Raw genomic sequence first — 24,312 nt, 5'->3', positions numbered from 1 at the left:
GCCGGGGCCGCCGGGGCCGCCGGGGCCCGTGGGGTGGCCGGGGCCGGAGGGGCGCCCGTAGACCTGGCCGGTGTTGTAGCCGCTGTCGTACGCCGCGTCGGGGCCCTGCGTCTGCTGCGGCGGCACGCCGTAGCCGGGGCCGGGCCGCGCTCCGGGCCGGCCGCCCGGCGGCGGGGCCTGCGGCGGCACGGGGGGCCGGGCGGGGCGCTGGGCGGGACGGGGCTGCTGGGACCGGGGAGGCTGCGGGGGCTGCGGCTGCCGCTGGACGTGCCGCATCCGCTGCGGCCCCTCCGGCTGCGTCTGCCCGCTGCCGCGTCCGTACCCGTCATCACGCCGGCCGCGCGCGTCGCGCTCGCCGCCGAAGCCGTCCCAGTCACTCATGCGCACAAGGATGCCCGTCCGCCGGGGGGCCGGGACACCCCGGTGGGGAGTTCGTACCGGTGCTGTTGCAGAGCTGATGCCGGAGCCGCGCACTTTAAAGTGGGTGCATGACACAGATACCGGAGGCACCGGAGGGCAAGCCGATCTCGGCGTCCCGGACCACCCTCAGCCACATCATGACCGCGGCCGACACCAACCTCCTCGGCACCGTGCACGGCGGTGTGATCATGAAGCTGGTGGACGACGCGGCCGGCGCCGTGGCCGGACGCCACTCCGGCGGGCCCGCCGTCACCGCCTCCATGGACGAGATGGCCTTCCTCGCCCCCGTCCGCGTCGGGGACCTGGTCCACGTCCGGGCGCAGGTCAACTGGACCGGCCGCTCCTCGATGGAGATCGGCGTACGGGTGCTGGCGGAGCGGTGGAACGAGTCCACCCCCGCCACCCAGGTCGGCAGCGCCTACCTCGTCTTCACCGCGGTGGACTCCGACGGCAAGCCGCGCCAGGTCCCGGCCGTGATCCCGGAGACCGAGCAGGACGAGCGCCGCTACCAGGAGGCGCAGATCCGCCGCACGCACCGGCTGGCCCGCCGCCAGGCGATCAAGGAGCTGCGCGAGCGCCGCATCGCCGAGGGGCTGGACGAGGACTGACCGCCGCCCCGGCCCGCCGCCCCGGTCCGGCCCGACCGGCGGGACTCGGTCATACGGGAGCTTTATCGGACACCGCCGTATGCTGGTACGTCGACGTCCGGCTCCCGCGCGAGTGACGGCCGTGCACCCACGACCGGCCCACGATCGGCCGTGACCGGCCCACGACCGGCACTGCCGCGGAGACCTCTTGATGCCGACTGCCACCCAGACCGCCCCCGCGCCCGCCGCTCCCGCTCGTGCGGGGCGGCGGCGGCCGTCCGGGCCCGACTGGCTGTGGGCGGCGCTGCTGACCCTGGCGGTGACCACCTTCCGCGCCGGGAGCCCGCAGCTGTGGCGCGACGAGCTGGCCAGCTGGAACGCCGCCTCCCGCAGCACCGGTGAGCTGTGGGGGATGCTGGGGCACGTCGACGCCGTCTCCGGTTTCTACTACCTGCTGCTGCACTTCTGGGTCGCCCTTTTCGGTGACTCCGCGGCGGTGCTCCGGCTGCCTTCGGCGCTGGCCATGGCCGGTACCGCCGCCTTGGTGGTGGTGATCGCCCGGGCCCTCTTCGACCGCCGGACGGCGGTGTTCGCGGGGCTGCTGTTCGCGCTGCTGCCCGTCGTCACCCGGTACGGCACCGAGGCCCGGTCGTACGCCTTCGCGGTGCTCGCCGTGACCGCCGCGACGTGGCTGCTGCTGCGGGCGCTGGAGCGGCCGGCGGCGGGGCGCTGGGTGGGGTACTCCGCGCTGGTCGCCGTGTCGGGGCTGCTGCACATGGTGTCCCTGCTGGTGCTCCTGCCGCACGCGCTGATCGTCGTCCTGCGGTGGTGGAGCGTCCGCCGTACCCGCACGGTGGTGTCCTTCGCGGTGGCGGCCGTGGCCGGGCTGGTGCCGGTGGTTCCGCTGGTGCTCCTGGGGCGGCGGCAGGTCGGCCGGCAGATCAGCTGGATCGAGACCCCGCGCATGCGGGACGTCTCCGGGCTCTGGGACAACCTGTTCGCCTCCCCGCTGGTGGGGCTGGCCATCGCCGCGCTGGCCCTGCTGCCGCTCGCGTGGCCGCGCGGCCGGCGCCACGCCGTCGAGCTGATGCTGCTGGGGGCGGCGCCGATCGCCGCCTGCTTCGTGGTCTCGCAGGGCAGCTCCTCGTACTTCATCGACCGCTACCTGCTGTTCACCGTCCCCGCGTGGGCGGTCCTCGCCGCCGCCGGGCTGGCCGCGCTGCGGCCCCGCGCGGCGGGTGCGGCCGGGCTGGCCGCGCTGGTCCTGCTCGGCGCCCCCGACCAGCGCCAGCTCCGTACCGCGCAGGCGAAGGAGCCCTCCGACGGCGTCGCGGCGGCACGGGTGATCGCCCAGGGCTACCGGCCCGGCGACGGCTTCGTGCCCCCGCGGGGCAAGACGGAGCGGGTCTTCATGGTCGACTACCAGATCGAGTACTACCTGCCCGAACGGGTCCGGCTGCGCGACGTCTTCGCCGAGCGGTCGGCGGTGGCGTCCGACGACCTGTTCCCCGTGGAGTGCAAGCAACCCGAGCGCTGCCTGGGCGACACGAAGCGGATCTGGCTGGTGACCCGGGACAGCGGCGACGACCACGACCCGTACAACTGGCTCCCCGCGGCGGACAAGAAGGCGCTGAAGGACCACTACCGGATCGCCCGGACCACGGACGTGCGCGGTCTGCACGTCTCCCTGCTGGAACGGGTGAAGTAGCCGCCCCCCCCGCGGGCGTCGGCTACTTCCCGCAGACCACCTGGTCGCCGGTGACCACGCCGTACTCGCCCTGGGAGGGTTCCTCGGCCCGTACCGGTACGACCTTGGTGTAGTCCGAGCCGGCGATGACCAGCACGGTCCTGCCCTGCCCGGCCACCGCGCGCAGCTCGCTGCCGGGCAGCGCCGCCGCCACCGTGCGGGCGGAGCGGTCCCAGCGCGGGTCGTACGAGACCACCGTGCGCCGCACGTCGCGGCCCGCGCCGTTGCCCGGGGTGCCGGTGGTGTCGAAGCCGGTCGCGCGCAGGGCGGAGTCCACCCGGCCGCCGAGCCCGTCGATCCGGGTGCCGTTCTCCACCTGGACCCGGACCTGCTGCGGCGGCACGTCCACCGGGACGGCCGCCGGTGTGGCGGCGGCCGCGGGCCGTGCGGCGGCGGGGTGGCCGGGGCGGGGCGCGGCCAGCGGGCGGTCCTCGCGCAGGGACTCGAACAGCTGGGCGGCCTTGGGTTCGTCCCACTTCACGGTCGAGCCGATGCCCTTGACCGGGTACGAGGCGTCCCCGATCGGGACGGAGGCGAACTCGGACGAGGAGGGGGTGAAGCCGCGCATGGCCTGCCCGAGCGCCAGCATCTGCTCGGAGCCGAAGTCCTTGTCGGCGCGCACCGAGCCCAGCAGGGTGGAGCTGACCTCTTTGAACTTCACCGGGTTGAGCAGCACCCCGCCGCCGGTGGCCTGCTTGATCAGGGCGGCGACGAACCGCTGCTGACGCTGCATCCGGCCCAGGTCGGCGGCCCCGTCGACATGGCGGGAGCGGACGTACTGGAGGGCCTGGCCGCCGGTGAGGCGGTGGGTGCCGGGCAGCAGGTGCAGGCCGGTGTTCTGGTCGTGGAGGGCCTTGGCGGTGCAGATCTCGACCCCGCCCATCGCGTCGACGGTCCGCATGAAGCTGGTGAAGTCGACCTCCAGGTAGTGGTCGATCTTGACCCGGGTCAGGTTCTCGACGGTGCGCACGGTCAGGTTCGGGCCGCCCTCGGCGTAGGCGGCGTTGAGCTTCACGGGGTGGGGGCGGTGGGGCTTGCCGGTGACCGGGTCCTGGTGGGCGGGGAGCTCGGCGTAGCTGTCGCGGGGGAGGCTGACGACGCTGGCCCGCTGCCGGTCGGCGGACAGGTGCACCAGCATGATCGTGTCGGTGCAGTGGCAGGGCTCCCCGCCGAGGCGGTACTCGCGCTTCTCCTCCGGGGTGATCTTGTCCCGGCCGTCGGTGCCGACCAGCAGGAAGTTCATCCCGTGCCCGGCCTGGGGGCGGTTCTTCATGTCCTTGAAGGGGTCCACCCGTTCGATGCCGGTGTCCAGGCCGGTCATCACGGCGTGCCCGACGGCGCCGGAGCCCAGGACCACCAGGGAGACCCCGGCCGCGATCCGCACGCCCCAGCGGGGCCGGTCGCGCCGGCCGCGGGCCGTTCCGCCGCGTCCGCCGCCCTTGCGTGCGCGCTGCGGCCGGTCCGGCGCGGCGGGCCGGTGGGGACGGTGCGGCTGGGGCACGGGGGACACCTCCCGGTACGTCGGGCAGATTCATCGGAACAGTAGGCCCATACGATCAGCGTCTGTCCGTACCGCTCGTCCGCCGCGCACCCGTGTCCCCCGTACGCGGTAACGTGACACCGATACCCGACCCTGAAGGACGACATGCCCGCCCACCAGCCCGCAGTCTCGGTGATCATGCCGGTGCTCAACGAGGAGCGCCATCTGCGCGACTCCGTCCGGCACATCCTCGGACAGGAGTACGCAGGCGAGATGGAGGTGGTGATCGCGCTCGGGCCGTCCACGGACCGCACCGACGAGATCGCGGCCGAGCTCGTCCGGGAAGACCCCCGCGTCCACACCGTCCCCAACCCCACCGGACGGACCCCCGCCGCCCTCAACGCCGCGATCGGGGCCTCGCGCCACCCGGTCGTCGTCCGCGTCGACGGCCACGGCATGCTCTCCCCGGACTACATGGCCACCGCCGTCCGCCTCCTGGAGGAGACCGGTGCGCAGAACGTCGGCGGCATCATGCACGCCGAGGGCGAGAACGCCTGGGAGGACGCCGTCGCCGCCGCGATGACCTCGAAGATCGGCGTCGGCAACGCGGCCTTCCACACCGGCGGCGAGGCCGGTCCCGCCGACACGGTCTACCTCGGCGTCTTCCGCCGCGAGGCCCTCGAACAGCAGGGCGGCTACAACGAGGAGTTCATCCGCGCCCAGGACTGGGAGCTGAACTTCCGCATCCGCGAGGCCGGCGGGCTGATCTGGTTCTCGCCCGAGCTGAAGGTGCAGTACCGCCCGCGGCCCTCCGTGCGCGCGCTGGCCAAGCAGTACAAGGACTACGGCCGCTGGCGGCACGTCGTGGCCCGCTACCACGCCGGCTCCATCAACCTGCGCTACCTCGCCCCGCCGACCGCCGTCTGCGCGATCGCGGCCGGGGTGGTCGCGGGCGTCGCCGTCAGCCCGTGGGCGTTCGCCGTCCCGGCCGGCTACCTCGCGGCGATCACCGCCGGGTCCGTCCCCGCGGGCAAGGGGCTCCCGCTGAAGGCCCGGGCGCAGATCCCCGTGGCCCTCGCGACCATGCACATGTCCTGGGGATACGGCTTCCTCACCAGCCCGCGCGCGCTCGCCCGCAAGGTCGTCGCCAGCCGCCGGCCGTCGGTGCGCCGCGACCCGGCCGGGGTCTGAGGCGGCGGGCGCAGGCACCACGCGAAGGGGTGACCCGGTCCGTACGGGACCGGGTCACCCCTTCGCGTGCGGTGGAGCCGCCTCAGCGCGGCCGCCGGCTCACCAGCGGTACGGCTTGTAGACGTCCATGCAGGCGCCGGTGTCCGAGCCGTTGATCGCGTCGGCGGAATCCGGGATCGACCCGGCCGCCGGCGGGGTCTGCGCCGGGAAGGCGTTGCCCTCGCGCCAGTCCGCGCCCACGATCAGGGTGATCTTCGAGACGTCGGCCGACTGCTGCACCGCCGTGTCCGGGATGCCCAGGGAGGCCGCCACGTTCTTCGCCTCGTCCGCCAGGTCCGGCGTCGGGTAGCGCACCACGGTGGTCTTCTCCGGGGTCAGCGCACTGTCCGCCCTGGCCCCGGTGAAGCCCTTGGAGACCAGGACGTCCGCGATCGCGTTCGCCCGGTGGGGCACCAGCGGCTGGTCGACGGCGGTGCCGTTGACCACGTTCACGGCGATCTTGTCGGGGGCCGTGCCCGGGAGCTTCGAGGGGATCTGGCCGGCCGGCGCCGCGGGCTGCGAGCCGGCCGGTGCGGGCTGCGAGGCACCGGTGGCGGGCTGGGTGGCCGACGGGCTCGGCGCCCCCTGCGGCGCGCCGTTCTTGTCGAACGCGATGTCCTTGCGGAGCATCGTCCACAGCTTCTCGGCGTCCGGCTGGTTCACGATGAGCCGGTCCTCGTCCCGGGGGTCCTGGAACGTCGGCATCGTCGTCATCGTGATGCGGTTGGTCGGGACGTCCTTGAGCTGCATGGCCAGGTTGTAGAGCTTCTTGACCGAGCCGATCTCCTCGGAGACCTCCAGGGCCTTGGTGCCCGCCTCCGCCAGGTCCGTGATCCGGCCGACGTCGGTGAAGGCGTTCTGGCTCTTGAGCTCGCGCATCATCGAGTTCATGTACATGTGCTGGGCCTGCGCCCGGCCCAGGTCGCTGCTGAACGCGTGCCGGGTGCGCAGCCACTGGAGCGCCTGCTCGCCCTTGACGCGGGTGGTGCCCTTCTGGAGCTTGAGGCCCGAGCCGCCCCCGGAGGTGGGCAGCGGCCGGTCCCAGACGTTGTCCTTGACGCAGACCGGGACGCCGCCGATCGCGTCGGCCATCTTCACCACACCGGAGAAGTCGATCATCATCCAGTGGTCGATGTAGACGTTGGTCAGCTTCTCCCACGTCGCCAGGGTGCAGCCGGGGCCGCCGCGGCCGAGCGACTCGTTGATCATCGCGTTGGTCTTCTTGAACTTCTCACCGGTCTTGGGATCGGTGCACTCGGGTATGTCCACCCGGGTGTCGCGCGGGATGCTCACGACCGAGGCGTTCTCGCGGTCGGCCGACACGTGCAGCAGCATCTGCACGTCCGCGAGCGGGGGGTTCCCCACGGTGTCGCGGCTGCCGCCGAGTTCCACGTTCTCCGGCTTGTTGCGGCTGTCGGAGCCGATCAGCAGGATGTTCAGCGGGCGCTGGCCCTTGGCGTTCGCGTGGGTCTTCTCCACGCCGCTCTCACCGCTCAGGCGCTGCCCGCTGCGGATGTTGTTGTTGAGGTGGTTGTAGTAGAGGTACCCGGCCGCCGAGGTTCCCAGGATCAGGAACGCCAGGACGGACGCCACCCAGAACAGCACCCGCCGGCGGCGCCGTCGGGCGGGGACGCCGCCGCCCGGGGGCCGGGCGCTGCCGCCCGAACCCTCCCGGGGCGGGGGCACCGTGCCGGACGCCTTCTTCTCGCCGCCTTCGGATATGCCGTCGGTGGCCTTGTCGGGCGCCCCCTCCCCCCGCACGCTGCTGTGCATCACGCGTACCCCCCATCGAGTTTCTTCACCGGTCGGTATTGTGCCGGTCCTGCCGGCCACCGCTCATCGGCGGTCTGTGGACTGTCGGCGGGCGGCCCGATCGCCGCCCGGTACTGCTTCGCCGCGCCATGGCGCGGCGCCCGCCGGAGCGGTCGGTCACTTGGCGCAGACCGCCTTGTCCGCCTCGACCCGCTGGACCCCCTCCGGGGCCTGCTGCGGTGCCGCCGCTCCGAGCGGTGTGCCGGGCTCCTTGAAATCGGAGCCCAGGGTCAGCTTCATCGGGGTCTTCGGCGCCGCGTCCACCGCACCCGGCTTCAGGGCCGAGGCCGGCAGGCCCATCATGTCCGCCAGCGCCCGGGCCTGGTCGGCCTGGTTGGGGGCGTACTCCAGCTGCGTCGCGGCCAGCCGCGCCGAGGCGTTGCCGTGGTTGCCGGCCTTGTAGACGCCCTTGCTGTTCTGCAGCCAGGTCAGGGTGGTGGACGCCGATCCCGGGGGACCGCCGCCGTTGTACACGTCCACCCGGACGTCCCCGGCGGGGGCGCGGTTGCCCTGGAGCAGCGCGTCCTGCTTGTTCTTGGCGTCGGTCTCGGCCGCGTTCTTGGCGGCCTGCTCCTTCTTCTCGACCTCCGTCAGGGACACGTCCTGGCGGATCATCTGCAGGAGCGGGTCCGCCTGCGAGGGGTTCAGCACCACGGTCGCCTTGCGGTTCGCGGGCTCGTTCGGGTTGTCGACCACCGGGAGCGTCGTGAACGTGACGTTCTTGGGGTTGATGTCCTTCAACTCGCCCGCCAGGGCGGTGAGCTTGGCGATCGAGCCCAGTCCCTGGTCCACGGTCAGCGACTTGGTCGCCGCCTCCGCCAGGGAGAAGAACTTCTTCGGACTGGTCAGCGTCTCCTTGGACTTCATCTCGCGCATCATCGAACCCAGGAACTGCTGCTGGGTCTTGATCCGGTCCAGGTCGCTCTCGTTGCCGAAGGAGTGCCGCGTGCGCACGAAGGCCAGCGCCTGCTCGCCCTCCAGCCGGTGCTCGCCCGCCTTCAGGTTCAGCTTGGAATCGCGGTCGTTGACGTCCTTGGCCAGGCAGACGGGTACCCCGCCCACGGCCGTGCTCAGGTTCTTCACCGCGTTGAAGTCGACCATCATGAAGTTGTCGACGTCGATGCCGGTCAGCTGCTTGACGGTGCGCATCGTGCAGCCCGGGTCGCGGCCCTCCTGGCCCAGGCTGTTGTTGAAGCGGGTGTTCCGGGTGCCGGGGATGTCCTTGACCGAGCCGTCGATCTTCGTCGGGCAGGACGGGATGTCCGTGATCAGGTCGCGCGGGATGGACAGCGCGGTCGCGTTGCTGCGGTCCTTGGAGACGTGGAAGAGGATCGTGGTGTCCGCGTGGCCGACGCTGTCCGGGTCCCCGTAGCCGTCGTTGCCCTTGCCGCTGCGCTTGTCCGTGCCGATGACCAGGACGTTGATCGGCTGGTCCTTCTTGAAGCCGCCGCCCGCGCCGCCGGTGTCGATGACGTTCAGGTTGTCGTTCAGGTGCTGGTAGTACAGGTACGAGCCCACCCCGCCGCCGACCAGCAGGAAGGCCAGGGTGCCGCCGGTGACCTTGAGCAGCCGCTTGCGGCGGTCCGGGGCGCCGCCGCCCTTGCGGGAGCGGCCGCCGCCGCGCCGCCCGCCGGGCGGGCCCTCGCCGCGGCGGGGCCCCGGCACGGCGGGGGAGGGGGCGGCCGGAGCCGGGGCGGCCGTGGACGATCTACGGGTTCTGCGGGGGCCGGAGGCGAGGCGCTGCTGCGCAGCGGAACGGCCCAGTTGCAGTTCGTAGTTGCCAGTGCGGGGATTGAGGACCCACTGGTCGGCGGGGTCGATCTCGTCCGCCCGCCCACGGCTTTGCGCATCCACGGTTGCTCGAATCCTCCGTCGGTGCTTCGCGACGCGCCTCCCCCCAGGCGCGCGGTCAACGATCCGGCTGCTGGTGCACGGCCTCTTCACAGCCGGTGCACCGGATCGCTCACCTTATCCGGCCAGGTCAGCCGCAAACCATGCTGGTGACAAAATCCACTCCCCCTATAACGGGCCAAAGCGCTCATCCGGCTCGGTTGAGCGGCCGGCTTTTGGATTGCTTTACCGGCAGTCGGCCGTGCCTGCCGTGGTTCCTGTGAAGGCAGGGGCGGGGGTGGTCGCCGAGGAGGTTCCGCTTCCCGTCGGCGAAGGACCGCCCGAACCGTCCCCGGAGGCCTCGCCCGTGCCGTCCGGGGAGGCCTCGCCCGAACCCTCCGCGGACGCACGGCGCGAGGGCCCGGCCGGCTCCGGATCCGGGCTCGGCGACACCGCGGGCGCGGTCACCGACACCGGCCGGTCCGCCCGCAGCTGCTCGAACAACCGGGACGCGTCCGGCTCCACCAGCTCGTCCCGGTTCGGGTCGGCCGCGTACGGGCGACGGGGCACGGTCAGGAACCTGACCTGGTCGGCCGGTATGTCCCGGACGCCCCGTACGAGTTCGTACAGCCCCCGCAACGAGGCCAGCCCCGGGTCCGTGGTCACCGAGGAGGTCGCCGCGTCCAGCACCGGGTACAGCTTGGCCGGGTTGAGCAGCACACCGTTGCTGCTCACCTTCTCCCACAGGGAGCCGAGGAACTGCTGCTGGCGCTCCATCCGTTCCGTGTCACTGCCGTCGCCCAGGCTGTAGCGGGCCCGGACGAACCCCAGCGCCTGCTCCCCGCCCAGCACCTGCCGGCCCGCCGGCAGCCGCAGGTGCGCCTCGGCGTCGTCCACCGGCCGCTTCAGGCAGACCTCCACGCCGCCGACCGCGTCGACCATCTTCTTGAACCCGCCGAAGTCCACCACCATGTGGTGGTCGACCCGGATCCCGGTCATCTTCTCGACCGTACGGATCGTGCACGCGGCCCCGCCCCACTGGAAGGCCCAGTTGAACTGCGCGAACCGGTCCCCGGTGCGCGAGCCGTCCGTCCCCAGGCACTCCGGCACCTGCGCCATCAGGTCCCGGGGGATCGACACCGCCGTCGCACTGCGCCGGTCCGCCGCCAGGTGCAGCAGGATCGTGGTGTCCGAACGCTGCGTGCCCCCGTCCTGCCCGTAGCCCGCGTTCGCCGACCCGGCGCGCGAGTCCGACCCGATCAGCAGGATGTTCTGGGCCCCCGACGCGAAGTGCGCCGGCCGCTCGCGTTCGTAGCGGCGCAGTTCGGCCGCAGCGGAGGTGTCCTCCGTGATGTTCCCGTCGAGCTTGGCGTACAGCCACCAGCCCGCCGCCGCCCCCGCGAGCACCAGCAGCACGGCCACGAGCCCGATCCAGCGCAGCAGCCGGCGCCGCCGGCGGCCGCGCGGGGGCGTTCCCGCGCCCGAGCCCGCGCCCGCCGCCGTGCCGGCGTCGTCCGGTATGCCCGCGCCGTCCCTCACTCGCGCACCGTCCCCTCGCCACGCCGGCCGCGGCTCCACCGCACCGGCTTGGGGGCCGTACGGGTGAGCACGGCCTGCAGCGATACTCCCCCCGGGGGAGAGGGGCGGCCCGGGGGCGGGGGCCTGTCTAGACCCATGCGGGTGACAAATCGCCCTCAGGTGCCCTCAGGCGTCGCGGGTCGGGTCCCGGTGGCGGGCCCGGGCCCGGGCAGCGGGCCGGGACTCGGGCGGCGGGCCGGGGCTCGGCTCCGGTCCTGGCTCCGGTCCCGGCTCCGGTCCCGGCTCCGGCTCCGGTCCTGGCTCCGGTACCGGCTCCGGTCCCGGCTCCCGGCTCGGCTCCGGTCCCGGCGCGGCTCCGGTCCCGGCTCCGGCTCCGGTCCTGGCTCCGGTACCGGCTCCGGTCCTGGCTCCCGGCGCGGCTCCGGTCCCGGCTCCGGCTCCGGCCCTGGCTCCGGTACCGGCTCCGGGCGCGGGCCGGGCCGAGTCCTGCGCCGGGCCCCGCCCGGGTCGGGTCCTGCTCCGGGCCCGCCCGGTCCGTCCGGGTCGACCGTTCGCGCCCCGTGCACCGCCCGGCTACACGGTGTGCGTGACCCGCTCGCTCTCCACCCGCTGCGCCAGCGCCTGCGGCGCCAGCCGGTCCAGGTTGCGGCACAGCACCACCGAGCCGCCCGCGGCCAGCGGCCCGTACAGACCCGCCGACAGCCCCTCCCAGCCGTCGAAGTCCAGCCCCGACAGCACCCGGGCCCCCGCGCCCAGCCCGCGCTTCGCCGCGTCCTCCCGGGCCCGCTCGACCAGCGCCGCGAACGACAGCTCCTCGCCGCCGACCACCAGCCCCGGCCCGTCCGCGTCCACCGGAACGAACGGCGCGAACCGGTCACCCTGCCCCGGCACCTCCACCGCGTAGTCCGCGAACCCTGCCGGCGGCTGCGGGAACCGCCCGCCCAGCGGCCGCAGCGCCAGCGCGACCCGCTCACCGGAGCAGGCGCGGGCCTCCTCCAGCGTGTCGGGCCCGCTCACCACGAGGTCGGCGCCGGCGGGGTCCCCGCCGATCTCCGCCACCACCCCGACGGAGGCACAGGCGAGCAGCCACACGGCGCTCTGCCAGTGCGCGGGCAGCAGCAGCGCCAGCCGGTCGCCCGGCTCGGCGCCCAGGTCGCCCTGGAGCAGATTGGCGGTCTTGGCCACCCAATTGGCGAAGGTGGCGACGGACAATTCGACCCGCTCGCCCGTGGCGTCGTCGTAGAAGGTGACGAGGGGGCGGCCCGGATCGGCGGCGAGCGCGGATCGCAGCAGGTCGGCAGGGGTGCGGTCAATGGCGTTCACCCGCCCCAGCGTACGCGGGCCCCTCCCCCGTACGGGGGGCGGACGCTCGCCCGTCCAGGGGAGGTCCGCCCGGCGCGCCGTCGGACGGACCGTCAGTTCTCCGATGGCGTCCGGTGGTGGCTGTGCCCAGCATCGCTTGCATGCGCGGATTCCTTGCTTCCTCGATCGGTGTCGTGACGGCCGCCGCACTGGCGGTGCCGCTCACGCTCTCCACTCCGGCCCTGGCCGAGGCGGTCCCCGTCGCCCCGGGGTCCACCCAGTCACTGCCCCTCCTCCCCCTCGGCCCCTCCGCCACCGCCCGGATCCCCGGCGTCCCCGGCATGAGCACCCTCCCGGACCTGGCCGAAACCCGGGGCCTGACCCCGCGCGACGTCAAGACGTTCTCGCTCGTCGGGGTCGTCTGGGACGACGCCGCCGCCGAACTCGGCGGCCGGGTCCAGGTCCGCACCCGCTCCGTCGCCACCGGCGCCTGGTCCGACTGGCAGGACGTGGACACCCACAGCGGCGAACACGCCGCCGACCCCGACGCCGCCGAACGCGGCACCGGCCGCGTCCGCGGCGCCACCGCCCCCCTGTGGGTCGGCCCGTCGAACGGCGTGGAGGTCCGCGTCCAGGCGGACGACGCCACCGCCCCCCGCGCGGCCGCCCGCCCCGGGCGCCTCCCGTCGGGCCTGCGCCTCGAACTCGTCGACCCGGGCTCGGCCGCGCAGCCGCCGGCCGCCGCGGACGACAAGAACGGCGCGCCCCCGTCGTCCACCCCCGCCGTCCCCCCGGACGACGACAAGCCCGACGCGCCCGCCCTCCCCGAGATGTCCATGGAGGCGGCGGAATCCTCCTCCGCCAACGTCCCCCACGCCCCGCTCGGCGCACTGGAGATCAGCGCCCTCGACAAGGCCGACTCCACCGCCGACGCGATCGCCGCGGACGGCGAACTCAGCGCCGCGGCCCGCCCCTACATCGGCCCCCGCCCGCGGATCGTCACCCGGCGGGGATGGGGCGCCGACGAGTCCCTGCGCGAGCCGGGCTTCGTCTACACCAGCACGGTCAAGGCGGCCTTCGTCCACCACACCGCCTCCGGCAACAACTACGCCTGCAAGGACGCCCCGGCGGTGCTGCGCAGCCTGTACCGCTACCACGTGGTCAGCGAGGGCTGGCGGGACTTCGGCTACAACTTCGCCGTCGACAAGTGCGGGACGGTCTACGAGGGCCGGGCGGGCGGCGTCGCCAAGGCGGTCCTCGGCGCGCACACCATGGGCTTCAACGCCGATAGCATGGGCGTCGCGGTGATCGGCACCTACTCGTCCGCGGCCCCGCCGAAGGCGGCGGTGGACGCGGTGGCGGGCCTCACGGCATGGAAGCTCGGCCTGTTCGGCGCCGACCCCCGGGCCAAGACCACGCTGAGGTCGGGCGGGGGGAACCTCTACAAGAAGGGCACCAACGTCAAGCTGAACGTCATCTCGGGCCACCGCGACGGCTTCGCCACGGAATGCCCGGGCCGCCTCCTGTACAACCAGCTCCCCCCGACGAGAACGGCCTCGGCAAAGCTCCAGGGCCGGTAGCCGGGGACCGGGCGGGCCCGCGGCCCTCGACGGCGCGGGCCCGCCCTCCGCGTGGGACGTCGGACGCCTTCTAGGGGGTGTCGGTGCCCTCGGTGTTCAGCAGCTGGGACGAGGCCAGGAGGAAACCCATCTGGGCGCGGTTCTTGCTGCCCAGCTGGGCACTGAGTTTCGCGATGTGGGCCCGGCAGGTGCGCACGCTCATCCCCAGGCGCCGGGCGATGGCCTCGTCCATGTGCCCCTCGACGAGGAGCCGGCCGATCGTGAGCTGCACCTCCGGCAGGGAGCCGTCGGCGCGGGTCTCCGCGCCCCCGCGCTCGGCCAGCGGAGACGCTCGGGCCCAGGCGGTCTCGAACACGCCCGCGAGGTATTCGACGAGGGCCGGCTCCCGGATCTCCAGCGCTTCCTGCCGGTCGTTGCGCGCCGGTACGAAGGCAACCTTCCGGTCGAAGACCATCAGACGGTCGAAGAGCTCGTCCAGGGTACGGACCTCGATGGGGCCGATCTCGAGCATCCTCTCCATGTACGCCAGCGTGGGCTGGTTGTGGCGGACGGTGTGCTGGTAGAGGGTCCGCATGCGCACGCCGCGTTCGAGCGGACCCCGCCCCCGGTCGACGGCGTCGGCGAGCGTCGAGGGAGCGCGGCCGCCGCCGGGTTGCGCGGTCAGGATCTCCTCGCGCGTGGCCGCCGTGACCTCGTCGAGGGCGGCGTTGATCGCCGGCAGCCCCTTCAGCAGCGTGACCGATCCGCTGCTGCGGTCCGCGTTGGCCTCGTAGACGTCCTGGACGGGGTCGAGCACGTTCTGGAGCTCGGCCACGCGCTGGGCGTGGCGCCGCATCTCGTCCTCGATGGGCCGGACGAGCGTCGCCAGCGCCGCGGAGGGGCGGACGGCCGCGACGCGGTGCGGCAGGCCGGGGAGCGACTGCAGCAGTCCCAGGCCGACGAGGCAGGGGGGAAGCGCCGGCGCGTCCGAGACACCGGTGCGGACGCAGTCGGCGTACAGAGCGAGAGCGGCGGCACACAACTGCGCCTCGGTACCGCATGCCTTGTCCCGGTTTCCACACTGATGCACCCAGCTCACCTTCCAGCAATGTAACTACTGAACCACCCTAGCCCGTTGATTACCCCCTCACCCGGGCGGCAGTATTCAGTCATCGGCCGAGAACGACGCCGGTGGAAAAGCAAAAAAAGGGGGGGGAAGATGAGCAACGTCTTCCGAAAGGCATTCATCGGGCTGTGTGCGGCCCTGGCGGTCTACGCGTTTTCCGCAGGGGCGGCATTCGCAGGGGATTCGACCAGCGGAACCACTCTGAGCGCGCAGCCGCGCGATCTGGGCTGGGACTGACGCGACGTAGGCGATGCTGCGGCCATTGGCTGAATAAGACCGGACGGCAGGGATTGGCTGAAATGGGATCGATACGCCTTCGCCAGAGGGTGATGAAGTTCGTCGACGGCGAAAACATCAAACTCATCATGCGGAACCGTGGGATAGCAATACCGGACAGTCCCTCGAACCGGAAGATGATCACACAGCTTTCGCACGGCGTTCACCCGCAGGATTTGCATGTGGAGGCACAGGGGGAGGACGGCGAGTCCGCAACGGACAGCCTGATATCTGCCCTCCACGGCATCCGCGCCCTGGAGCGGATCGACCTCCCGCACGATTTCCCTCCGCTCGACCTGGAGCGGAACTCGCGCACGATCGAGTTCCTGTCCGCCGAGGAGAGCGAAGGCGCCAACCGCTTCGAGATGCAGGCCCGGGTGCGCAACGCCCGGGTGCTGCTGATCGGCACGGGCGGCCTCGGAAGCTGGATCGCGTACGGCCTGGCCGCAATGGGGGTGGGGGCCATCCGCCTGTGCGATCCGGACACGGTGGCCCTGTCGAATCTCAACCGTTCCATCCTGTACGACGAGAGCACGGTCGGCCGCCCCAAGGCCGAGGTGGCGCGCGACCGGCTGAAGGCCTTCGCCCCCCGCCTCGACGTGGAATGCTGCATCGAATACGTGAACGGTCCGGATGACGTGGCCCGCCTCGCGGAGGGGTGCGACCTCGTCATCAATGTGGCGGACCAACCGCACCGGGTCATCCGGCGCTGGGTCGCCCAGGGGGCCCTGCAGTGCGGCGTCCCGGTCCTGGAGGCGGGGGGCGGCCGGATCGGCCCCTTCTTCTTCCCAGGTCAGTCCAGCTGTGCAGGTTGCCTGCAGGCCTCCCAGGCAGAGCCCGGGAGTTCACGCGACGTCCTCGTCGAGCAGGAACCGGCCTTTCCCGGGCGCTCCGCCGGCTCGCTCGCCGCGTATCCCGCCTCCGAGTCCGGTGTCGTGCTGCTGGAGGCCTACCGCTTCCTTTCCGGCATGGCCGAACCGCAGACGAAAAATGCTTACCTCGCAGAAGGAAAGAGTCTCTTCGATGGCGAGCGTATCGAGCTTCCCGTTCACCCCGCATGCCGGGTGTGTTCCGGGCGATGAACTTCCGGGAGACAGTTCGCTCCCGGTTGAATTGAATAAGGGAAGGAGGTGTTTCAGGATGCAGTTCGTCGAGATCGTGGCCGAGGAGTTCGAGGCCCTCAACAACATCGAGTACGCGTAATCCACGGGCCCATGGGGCTTGTCGGGGCAACGCTTCAGCAATGGAAGGGAGGTGTTTCAGGATGCAGTTCGTCGAGATCGTGGCCGAGGAGTTCGAGGCCCTCAACAACATCGAGTACGCGTGATCTGCGGCATGACGCCACGCAGATGAGCAATGCGATGTGAGGGGGTGCCGACACGGTCGGCACCCCTTCATCCATTGATGGCAGGGAGGTACGGTGCACGGAATCCGAACGATGAGCAATGCAGAGGAAGTGGCTCAAAACATACGGTCTGCGCGGATCGTCAAGCAGGCCGTCGGATCCTCTCGTTCGCTCGCCTGCGGTCTGGTGGCGCAGGGCGACACGCTCCACCTGGAGTCCGCCCAGTTCTCCACCCCGATCCCTCCCGAATGGGCGGACGGAATCCGGTTGCACGGAATCCTCGACGGGGGCTCGGTCGTCGTCTCCGTGAGCGGGCGGCAAGGAGTCCGTACCGTCCATCTGTACCGCGAGCAGAAATGGTCCCGATGCGCGGAGATTCCCGCCTCCGGCCTCGTCCACGTGCGCGGGAAAGAAATCTACATTTCACACGGCCCCTCTGTGACAAAGCTCATAGGTGAGGAGCCTGAATTCCTGACCGCCCCCGCGCCCGTCGCGGCGTTCGTCACGGCCGCCGACGCGTCCGTGTCGGCGGTCCTCACCGCCGGCCGCGCCCCCGCCGTGCTGCTCCACCGTGCCGGAACGCTCCGCACCCTGAGGGAGGCCTCGCCCACGCAGCGTCCGGTCGAGGTCGGGCTCTGCCCCGCCGGCTGCCACCTGCTGACCGTGGTCCGCACCGTCGAAGGCCGGGAGGCACACGTCTTCGACACGGCGACGGGGGAGCTCGCCAGGATCCTCCCCGGCATCGGGCGCATCGCGGTCCTCATGGAGGGATGCCGCCTCGTCGCCGTGGACGATGCCTGGCCCCTCCCCGACGTCCTCGAAACGCCGTGCACGGGCGGCCCCGTCCTCACCCGCCCGGTCCGTTCCTCGGTCCTCGGCCTCTTCGAGGATGCCTCCGGCCCGATCGCCCACTGCACGCGTCCCGGGCATCCCCCGGACCTCGTCCCCCTGGCCCAGCTGGTGGACGCCGGCGAAGACGCCGACGCCGACCCGCCGCCCCGGCACCACACCGTGAACACGAGGTGGGGGGCGCTGCGCGTGCTCACCGTCCCGGCCGTCACCGAGCCGGTCGGCGACGTCGTGATGCTCCACGGAGGCCCCTACGGCGTCTGGATCCCGCGCTGGGACCCCCAGGTCGAGCTCCTGGCCCGCCAGGGCTACCAGGTGCACCAGCTCGAGGCCCCCTACACCGCCTCCCTGCGGCGCGCGCACACCCGCTTCGTCCCCGGCGACTTCGGCGTGAAGGACGTCGAGAGCGTCACCGACGCGGTCGCAGGACTCGCCGCAGGAACCGGGCGCCCCGTGCTCCTCTTCGGCTTCAGCTACGGCGGGCTGCTGGCCGCGCGCACCGCGGCAGCGCTGCCCCACGACGTCGACGGCGTCTTCCTGATGAGTGCCGTCTGGCGGAGCGCCGACGTCCAACAGCTGATCGACGACGACCGGCCGGCGCCCGGAGACCTGCGCGCCTTCCTGACGCACGCCTTCCCCGACCGGCGGGTGGACCTGCCGGAGGTGGAGCTGCCCCCGGCCGTGAACGTGGCCGTCGTACACGGGACGAGGGACACCGTCGCACCGTTCGCCCTGGTCGAAGCGGCCTGCGCCGCCACACCCGGGGTCGCGTTCACCCCGCTGACGGACGAGGACCACATCCCGCGCCGCGGCTCGTCCGTCGTCCGCGCCCTGTACGCCCTCCACACCTGGCTCCAGCACTGCGAAGGCACACCGTGATGACCAAACTCCCCACCTACCTCCCCGCCCCCGGGGCCCAGGCCTTCGCCCGGCGGCTGCGGGCCCTGATGGCGGCGGGAACACCGGCCGCATGCCCCATCCACGTGGGCCTCGGCGACCCGGTCCCCAACTCCAGCAGCCTGGCCGTCCTCACCCACACCACGGCCCGGTACCTGGTCGACGGCAACGCACACCTCCTGCCGTCCTTCAACACCGCGCCCCCGCCGGCCCTGCGCATCCTGAACGCCGCCAGCTGGGGACGCGACGACGCCATGGCCCGCGAGTTCGACGCCATGCCCCAGGACCTGGCCGGCGATCTGTGGCACGCCGTGGACAAGACGTGCCGCGAACCGGAGGCCCTCTCCCGCATCGAGCGCCGCACGGCCGGCGACCTGTTCCTGCGGCTCGGCTACCCGCAGCGGGCGGGGCAGGTGCTCGGCCTGCTCCTGGCCGACGTCGAGACGCACGTGTTCCACCCCGAGACGGTCCGGGCCGAGCTCGCCGTCCTCTTCCGGCTCCACCCCGGAGCCCAGGACGTCCTGGAGGACCGTGCCCTGCAGGCGGCGGCGGACGAGGCCCTTCCACCGCGTGCCCGGGTCTCGCTGGCGAACTTCGTCGTCGTACGCAACGGCAAGCGCGGAACCGACACCCCGGCCCTCCACCGGGCCGCGGAGCTCGGGCGCCGCGCCATGGCGGAGGTCGAAGGCACCGGCATGGACCGCCACCTGGCCGAGCACACGCTCTACCGCGCCATCGCCTACGAGCCCTTCCTCGTCCGCGACGTCGCCGCGACCATGGAACTGCTCGAGCGTGCCGCTTTGGCGCTGATCGAGGCGCAGCCCCGCCGGGACACGGTGGAGTACCAGGCGTGGGAGGACCACGCCTTCCCCATGTTCGAAACGCTCTCCAAGACCCTCCTGGCCCAGGGCCGTTCCGACGAAGCCCTCAAGTCCACCGCCGAACTCGTCCAGCTGAGCCCCTACGACCACCGGGCCTGGGCCGTCCGGGCCCAGGCCCTGGTCGCCGTCGGCGAGCTGGAGGAGGCCGTCCGGGCCTGGGAGAAGGTGCTGCCCCAGGGAGGCCTGCCCGTGGCCGCCGCCCTCTTCCACATCGGCTGGGCCCACGACCGGATGGGCGACCGGGCCCAGGCGCAGTCGTACTACCGGCGCTCCCACACGGTGGACCCCACGCCCGAGGCACTGACCGCACTCATGGAGCCCGTATGACCAGCACGTCGGCAGCCGTCCTTCCGCAGGCCGGCAGCGGAGGCCGGGCGCGCACCGACTTCCTGTGCCTGTGGACCGCCCAGACCTTCTCCAACCTGGGCGACGCACTCTTCCTCTCCTCGGTGGCGTGGTCGGCGACCTCGCTGTTCGGGGAAGGGCGGGCGGCGATCGCCCTGGGCCTGGCCCTCTTCGTTCCGACGGCGGTACTGCTCCCCTTGGCGGGCGTCGTGGTCGACCGCTACCGGCGCCGCACGCTCCTCGTGGCCACCGACTCCTTCCGTGCCGTCCTCACCGCACTGCTGGGGCTGGTCCTTGTCACCACCCAGGCTTCCCTGCCCCTGCTGCTCGGCACCGTCGTCGTGGTCCAGGTCGCGGGGCTGCTCTTCCAGCCGAGCATGCACTCGCTCCTGGGACAGATCGCGACCGACGACGACACCCTGCTCCGGTTCGACTCCTGGATGCTCGCCTCGCGGATGCTCGCCACCATCCTCGGCCCCCTCCTGGCGGGTCTCGTCATCGGCAGGGGACTGGGCACCGCCCTCCTCCTGGACGCCGGCACGTTCTGCATCTCGCTCATCGGCCTGTTCGCGGCACGCAGGCTGCTCGGCACCGCGCCGGCGCCACGCGCGCACGAGCGCAAGGGCCTGCTGCGCGAGGCGCGGGAAGGGTTCCAGGTCGCCCTCGGCGACCCGCTCTTCCGCAAACTGGCCCCCACCCTCCCGGTGATCGACCTCGTCGGAGCCAGTCTCACCCTCCTGCTGCCCGCCCTGCTGCTGCAGGGGGACATCATCGACCCCCTCGCCTACGGGCTGCTCATTTCCGCCTGGGCCGTGGGCCGCTTCTCGGGCCTGCTGCTCCTGCGCGTCCCCCGAGTCCGGGCATGGCGCGGGGTCCTGATGGCCGTCAACTGCTCCGCACAGGCCCTCACGGTCATCGCCATCGCCGCGACCCCCGACCTCCCGTGGCTCGTCGCGCTCTTCGTCCTGCTGGGCATCCCTTCCGGCGGAGCGTCGGTCAGCGTCAACGCGTACATCCAGACGCACATCCCCAACGAACTCAGGGGCCGTGTCTTCGCCCTCCTCCAGACGACCGTCACCGCCGCCATGCCGCTCGGCCCCGTCGTCGCCGGATGGCTCACCGCCTGGCGGAGCCCGGGCGCGGCGCTCACCCTGATGGGCACCCTCCTGTTCGCCGTGGGCGTCCCGCCCCTGATCAGCAAGCGAGTGTGGCAATGGCGATCGGGCAACTAGACAAGCCGGCGGCGCAGGCCTATCGGGCGTCCGCCCGTCAATGGCCCACCGGTGTCGCGGTCCTGACCACCCTCGACGGGGACGACCGCGCCCACGGCACCACCATCAACTCCCTCACCACCATCGCGCTCGACCCCGCGCTTCTGCTCGTATCGCTGCGTGCGACGAGCCGGTCCGTCACCCACATCCTCCGCACCCGCAGATTCGCCCTGTCCGTCCTGGCACACGACCAGGCGGAGGAGGCGCGCCACTACGCGACACCGAACCGGCCCCAGGGCGTCGCAAGCCCGCTCGCCGAACGGTCCCGGCCGGGCTCCCTCACCGGATGCGCCCTTCTGGACCGCGCCAGCGCCCACTTCGAGTGCACACTGGACAGCATCCAGACGATCGCCGACCACTGCCTGGTCATAGGCTCGGTCCTCGCCTGCTCGGCTCAGGACACGACACCGCTGGTCTTCTCCCAGGGCGTGTTCACCTCGCCGGGCACGACGGGAACCTCCTCCCTCCGGTGACCGTCGGTTCCCCGAGCCCCCTGCCCTGTCGGTGCCCCCCGCTACCCTCGAAGCATGGCCGGACGTTTCGATCCCCGACCCCTCAGCCGTACCGACCTGCGGGCCGGGCGGACGCCCGTGCCCGGTGGGCGCGGGGTGCGGGCGGGGGGCGGGGCCGAGCGGCGGGTGTGGCGGCCCGAGGGGCCGCTCGACCTGGGGCTCGTTCTCGGACCGCTGCGTCGGGGGCCCGGCGACCCGACGTTCCGCACCACCCCCGACGGCTCCGTCTGGCGGGCCACCCGGACGCCCGCCGGGCCCGCCACGCTCCGGGTGGCCGCCACCCCGGACGGGGTGGACGCCGAGGCGTGGGGGCCGGGGGCCGACTGGGTGCTGGACGGGCTGCCCGCGCTGCTCGGGGCCGAGGACGACCCCGGCGCCTTCGTCCCCCGCCACCGGCTCGTGCACGCCAGCCACCGCCGCCGCCCCGGCCTGCGCCTCACCCGCACCGGGCTGGTGCTGGAGTCGCTGATCCCGACCGTCCTGGAGCAGAAGGTCACCTCCGACGAGGCCTACCGCTCCTGGCGCCGACTGGTCAGCCGGCACGGCGAGCCGGCGCCCGGCCCGGCGGCCGGCCGGCCGGAGTTGTACGTGATGCCCTCCGCCCGGGCCTGGGCGCTGATCCCCTCCTGGGACTGGCACCGCGCCGGGGTCGATCCGAAGCGTTCCGACACCATCGTGCGGGCCGCCCGGGTGGCGGCCCGGCTGGAGGAGGCCGCCGCGATGGAGCTGCCGCAGGCGGCCGCCCGGCTGGAGGCCGTCCCCGGCATCGGCCCGTGGACCTCCGCCGAGACCCTCCAGCGCAGCAACGGCGCGCCCGACGCCGTCACCACCGGCGACCTGCACCTGCCCGGCATCATCGGCTACGCCCTGACGGGCGACCGGGACGCCGACGACGCGCAGATGCTGGAGCTCCTCGCCCCCTACGCCGGACAGCGCCACCGCGCGGCCCGCCTGATCCTCCTGGCGGGCCGCACCCCGCCCCGCCGCGCCCCCCGCATGTACCGCAGCGACATCAGCCGTATCTGAGACGCCGGACGGGACCGGACGCGGCTACCGCACCTCGACGAAGTCCTCCACCGCCCGGGCCCCCCGCTCGGCCGGTGCCCCGGCCGGGTGGCCCACGGCGACGGCGCCCATCGGCTCCCACTCCTCGGGCAGCGCCAGCACCTTGCGCACCACGTCGCGGCAGAACATGGTCGAGGACACCCACGCCGAGCCCAGCCGCTCCCCGGCCAGCGCGACCAGGAAGTTCTGCACGCCCGCACCCGCGGCGACCACGAACATCTCCCGCTCGGCCGCGTCCCGCCGGGCGTGCCCGTAGTCGTGGGCGCCGTCCATGACCATGCACGGCACCACCAGGTAGGGGGCGTTCCGCAGGACGTCCCCGCGCCGGACCCGCTTGGCGATGGACTCCTCGGACTTGCCGTCGCGCCGCAGGTCCGCGATCCACGCGTCCCGCATCGCGTCCAGCAGCTCCCGCCGTGCGCCCGCCGACTCCAGCAGGACGAACCGCCACGGCGTCGTGTGGTGCGGGGCCGGGGCCGTCAGGGCCGCCGCGACCGCGCGCCGCACCGCGCCCGGGTCGACCGGTTCGCCTGTGAAGGAGCGGACGGTGCGCCGCCGGGTGACGGCTTCGCGCACGGCCTCCGAGGTGCCCAGCCGGAACATGTCGTCGGCGGGTGTCCGGACGAGGTCGCGGGCGGAGGAGGTGCCGCCCACGACGTGTCCCAGTCCCCGGACGAGGGCCACCGGCAGGCCGGCGGCCTTGCCCTTGACGAGGTCGCCGGCGGCGGCGAGTTCGTCCGCCGTCGCCACTATCGTCGCGCTGAGCGGGTTGCCCCGGTCGTCGGTGGCGCCGCGCAGGTCGTCCAGGACCCGTACCCCGGCCGCGCCGATGGCGACGTCGGTGAGCCCGGCGCGCCAGGGCCGGCCGAAGGTGTCGGTGACGACCACGCCCACGTCGACGGAGAGCAGCGTCCGCAGTCCGTCGCGGAGGGCGGCCGCCGAGGCGTCGGGGTCCTCGGGCAGCAGCAGGACGGTGCCGGGTTCGGTGTTGGAGGCGTCGACGCCGGCCGCCGCCATGACCAGCCCCTGCCGGTTCTCGACGATCCGCAGCGTGCCCCGGCGCGCGACGACCCGTACGGTCTCGGCGTCGATGGCCTCCTCGCGGGAGTCGGCCCGTACGATCCGCCCCTCCGCCTTCGAGACGATCTTCGAGGTGACCAGCAGGACGTCGCCGTCGCGCAGGCCGGGCGCCGCGTCGGCGATCAGCCGGGCCAGGTCGTCGCCGGGCCGGACCTCGGGGATCCCGGGGAGGGCGCGCACCTCGTACGAGGGTGTGCTCACCGGGCCTGCCCGGCGAGTTCCAGCGCGGCGCGGGCCATGGCGGCGGTGGCGTCGGTGTCGGTCATCATCAGCGGCACGGCCCGGCAGGCGATCCCGGCGGCGGTGACCGCCTCGACGGCCTCGGCGTCCGAGGTGTCCACGAGCCAGCCGTCGAGGAGTCCGGCCCCGTAGTGCAGGGCGACGGCGGAGGCCGTGGACTCGACGCCGACGGCCGCGAGGACCTTGTCGGCCATGCCGCGCACGGGGGATCCGCCGACGATGGGGGAGAGGCCGACGACCGGGGCCGCGGCCTCGGCCACGGCCTCGCGGATGCCGGGGACGGCGAGGATGGTGCCGATGGAGACGACCGGGTTGGACGGCGGGAAGAGGATGACGTCGGCGGCCGCGATGGCCTCCAGCACGCCGGGGGCGGGCTTGGCCTGCTCGGCGCCGACGGGGACGACGGCCTCGGCGTCGAGGGAGGCGCGGAGCTTGACCCAGTACTCCTGGAAGTGGATGACGCGGCGTTCGCCCGTCTCGGGGTCGTTGACGGCGACGTGGGTCTCGACGCGGTCGTCGGACATGGGGAGCAGGCGGACGCCGGGTTGCCAGCGGTCGCACAGGGCCTCGGTGACGGCGCTGAGCGGGTAGCCGGCGTCGATCATCTGGGTGCGGACGATGTGGGTGGCGAAGTCGCGGTCGCCGAGGCCGAACCAGGAGGGGCCGACCCCGTACGCCGCGAGTTCTTCCTTGACGGTGAAGGACTCGTCGGTGCGGCCCCAGCCCTGGTCCTCGTTGATGCCACCGCCGAGGGTGTACATCACGGTGTCCAGGTCGGGGCACACCTTCAGCCCGAACAGGTGAATGTCGTCACCGGTGTTGCCGATGACGGTGATCTCCGCGTCGGGGACCGCCGACAGCAGTCCGCGGAGGAAACGGGCGCCGCCGATACCGCCGGCCAGAACAACAATGCGCATAC

General features: G+C 72.9%; 19 protein-coding genes and 1 pseudogene. 11 read left to right on the top strand and 9 right to left on the bottom strand.

The genetic code is table 11. The features are described 5' to 3' along the window. Positions 1-381 (bottom strand): annotated as a pseudogene (locus tag ACFVXK_RS17165) (hypothetical protein); the annotation flags it as partial. 107 nt (positions 382-488) lie between these two features. Between ACFVXK_RS17165 and ACFVXK_RS17160 the strand changes: the two are divergent. Beyond that, complete coding sequence (locus ACFVXK_RS17160) at positions 489-1,028, top strand: acyl-CoA thioesterase (protein ID WP_389612453.1); 540 nt, start codon at positions 489-491, stop codon at positions 1,026-1,028. Positions 1,029-1,218: 190 nt separating this feature from the next. After that, positions 1,219-2,715: a glycosyltransferase family 39 protein gene (locus ACFVXK_RS17155; protein WP_389612452.1), complete on the top strand. Its 1,497-nt coding sequence runs from the start codon at positions 1,219-1,221 to the stop codon at positions 2,713-2,715. Between the two features lie 22 nt (positions 2,716-2,737). On the opposite strand, the gene ACFVXK_RS17150 is transcribed toward ACFVXK_RS17155, so the two are convergent. Further along, positions 2,738-4,138: an LCP family protein gene (locus tag ACFVXK_RS17150; protein ID WP_389612455.1), complete on the bottom strand. Its 1,401-nt coding sequence runs from the start codon at positions 4,136-4,138 to the stop codon at positions 2,738-2,740. Positions 4,139-4,399: 261 nt separating this feature from the next. On the opposite strand from ACFVXK_RS17150, the gene ACFVXK_RS17145 reads away from it, so the two are divergent. After that, positions 4,400-5,425 carry a glycosyltransferase family 2 protein gene (locus ACFVXK_RS17145; RefSeq protein ID WP_389612450.1) on the top strand — a complete coding sequence of 342 codons (1,026 nt, stop codon included), beginning with the start codon at positions 4,400-4,402 and terminating at the stop codon, positions 5,423-5,425. Positions 5,426-5,524: 99 nt separating this feature from the next. Here ACFVXK_RS17145 and ACFVXK_RS17140 read toward each other — a convergent pair whose 3' ends face one another. From ACFVXK_RS17140 to ACFVXK_RS17125, 4 genes are all read right to left on the bottom strand, one after another. Continuing rightward, a complete protein-coding gene (locus ACFVXK_RS17140) occupies positions 5,525-7,237 on the bottom strand; it encodes an LCP family protein (protein ID WP_389612448.1) in 1,713 nt (570 codons plus the stop codon). Positions 7,238-7,393: 156 nt separating this feature from the next. Continuing rightward, positions 7,394-9,130: an LCP family protein gene (locus ACFVXK_RS17135; protein WP_389612446.1), complete on the bottom strand. Its 1,737-nt coding sequence runs from the start codon at positions 9,128-9,130 to the stop codon at positions 7,394-7,396. Positions 9,131-9,352: 222 nt separating this feature from the next. Then, the gene (locus ACFVXK_RS17130; RefSeq protein ID WP_389612444.1) at positions 9,353-10,645 is read right to left on the bottom strand and encodes an LCP family protein; all 1,293 of its coding nucleotides are present in this window, start codon (positions 10,643-10,645) and stop codon (positions 9,353-9,355) included. A gap of 573 nt (positions 10,646-11,218) precedes the next feature. Next, positions 11,219-11,968: a TIGR03089 family protein gene (locus ACFVXK_RS17125; protein WP_389612442.1), complete on the bottom strand. Its 750-nt coding sequence runs from the start codon at positions 11,966-11,968 to the stop codon at positions 11,219-11,221. A 140-nt stretch (positions 11,969-12,108) separates the two neighbouring features. Between ACFVXK_RS17125 and ACFVXK_RS17120 the strand changes: the two genes are divergently transcribed. Beyond that, positions 12,109-13,527, top strand: coding sequence for a peptidoglycan recognition protein (locus ACFVXK_RS17120; protein WP_389612440.1), 1,419 nt, complete (start codon positions 12,109-12,111; stop codon positions 13,525-13,527). Between the two features lie 70 nt (positions 13,528-13,597). On the opposite strand, the gene ACFVXK_RS17115 is transcribed toward ACFVXK_RS17120, so the two are convergent. Next, positions 13,598-14,596, bottom strand: coding sequence for a LuxR C-terminal-related transcriptional regulator (locus ACFVXK_RS17115; RefSeq protein WP_389612438.1), 999 nt, complete (start codon positions 14,594-14,596; stop codon positions 13,598-13,600). Positions 14,597-14,725: 129 nt separating this feature from the next. Between ACFVXK_RS17115 and ACFVXK_RS17110 the strand changes: the two genes are divergently transcribed. The 7 genes from ACFVXK_RS17110 to ACFVXK_RS17080 all read left to right on the top strand — a co-directional run bounded on the left by ACFVXK_RS17110 (position 14,726) and on the right by ACFVXK_RS17080 (position 22,034). Continuing rightward, a complete protein-coding gene (locus ACFVXK_RS17110; protein WP_389612437.1) occupies positions 14,726-14,869 on the top strand; it encodes a hypothetical protein in 144 nt (47 codons plus the stop codon). Positions 14,870-14,961: 92 nt separating this feature from the next. Next, positions 14,962-15,990, top strand: a complete 1,029-nt coding sequence (locus ACFVXK_RS17105; RefSeq protein WP_389612435.1) for a HesA/MoeB/ThiF family protein — start codon at positions 14,962-14,964, stop codon at positions 15,988-15,990. Positions 15,991-16,691: 701 nt separating this feature from the next. After that, complete coding sequence (locus ACFVXK_RS17100; protein WP_389612433.1) at positions 16,692-17,981, top strand: alpha/beta hydrolase family protein; 1,290 nt, start codon at positions 16,692-16,694, stop codon at positions 17,979-17,981. After that, on the top strand, positions 17,981-19,207 hold the full coding sequence (locus ACFVXK_RS17095) for a tetratricopeptide repeat protein (protein ID WP_389612431.1): 1,227 nt from the start codon (positions 17,981-17,983) through the stop codon (positions 19,205-19,207). The genes ACFVXK_RS17100 and ACFVXK_RS17095 overlap by 1 nt, the downstream gene beginning before the upstream one ends. Then, a complete protein-coding gene (locus tag ACFVXK_RS17090; protein ID WP_389612429.1) occupies positions 19,204-20,457 on the top strand; it encodes an MFS transporter in 1,254 nt (417 codons plus the stop codon). The genes ACFVXK_RS17095 and ACFVXK_RS17090 overlap by 4 nt, the downstream gene beginning before the upstream one ends. After that, a complete protein-coding gene (locus ACFVXK_RS17085; protein WP_389612427.1) occupies positions 20,439-20,969 on the top strand; it encodes a flavin reductase family protein in 531 nt (176 codons plus the stop codon). Before ACFVXK_RS17090 ends, ACFVXK_RS17085 begins: the two co-directional genes overlap by 19 nt. Before the next feature lie 54 nt (positions 20,970-21,023). Next, on the top strand, positions 21,024-22,034 hold the full coding sequence (locus ACFVXK_RS17080) for a DNA-3-methyladenine glycosylase family protein (protein WP_389612425.1): 1,011 nt from the start codon (positions 21,024-21,026) through the stop codon (positions 22,032-22,034). 24 nt (positions 22,035-22,058) lie between these two features. Here the strand turns inward: ACFVXK_RS17080 and ACFVXK_RS17075 are convergent, their stop codons facing one another. Both ACFVXK_RS17075 and cofD read right to left on the bottom strand, forming a co-directional pair. Then, positions 22,059-23,354 carry a coenzyme F420-0:L-glutamate ligase gene (locus ACFVXK_RS17075; RefSeq protein WP_389612423.1) on the bottom strand — a complete coding sequence of 432 codons (1,296 nt, stop codon included), beginning with the start codon at positions 23,352-23,354 and terminating at the stop codon, positions 22,059-22,061. Next, a complete protein-coding gene (cofD, locus tag ACFVXK_RS17070) occupies positions 23,351-24,310 on the bottom strand; it encodes a 2-phospho-L-lactate transferase (protein WP_389612421.1) in 960 nt (319 codons plus the stop codon). The genes ACFVXK_RS17075 and cofD overlap by 4 nt, the downstream gene beginning before the upstream one ends. Positions 24,311-24,312: the final 2 nt, after the last annotated feature.

Origin of the sequence: Streptomyces sp. NPDC058157, from assembly GCF_042884105.1 — a bacterium.
Taxonomy (GTDB): domain Bacteria; phylum Actinomycetota; class Actinomycetes; order Streptomycetales; family Streptomycetaceae; genus Streptomyces.
Note: the sequence above shows the minus strand (reverse complement) of the source record. Positions and strands in the feature narration are given on the sequence as shown.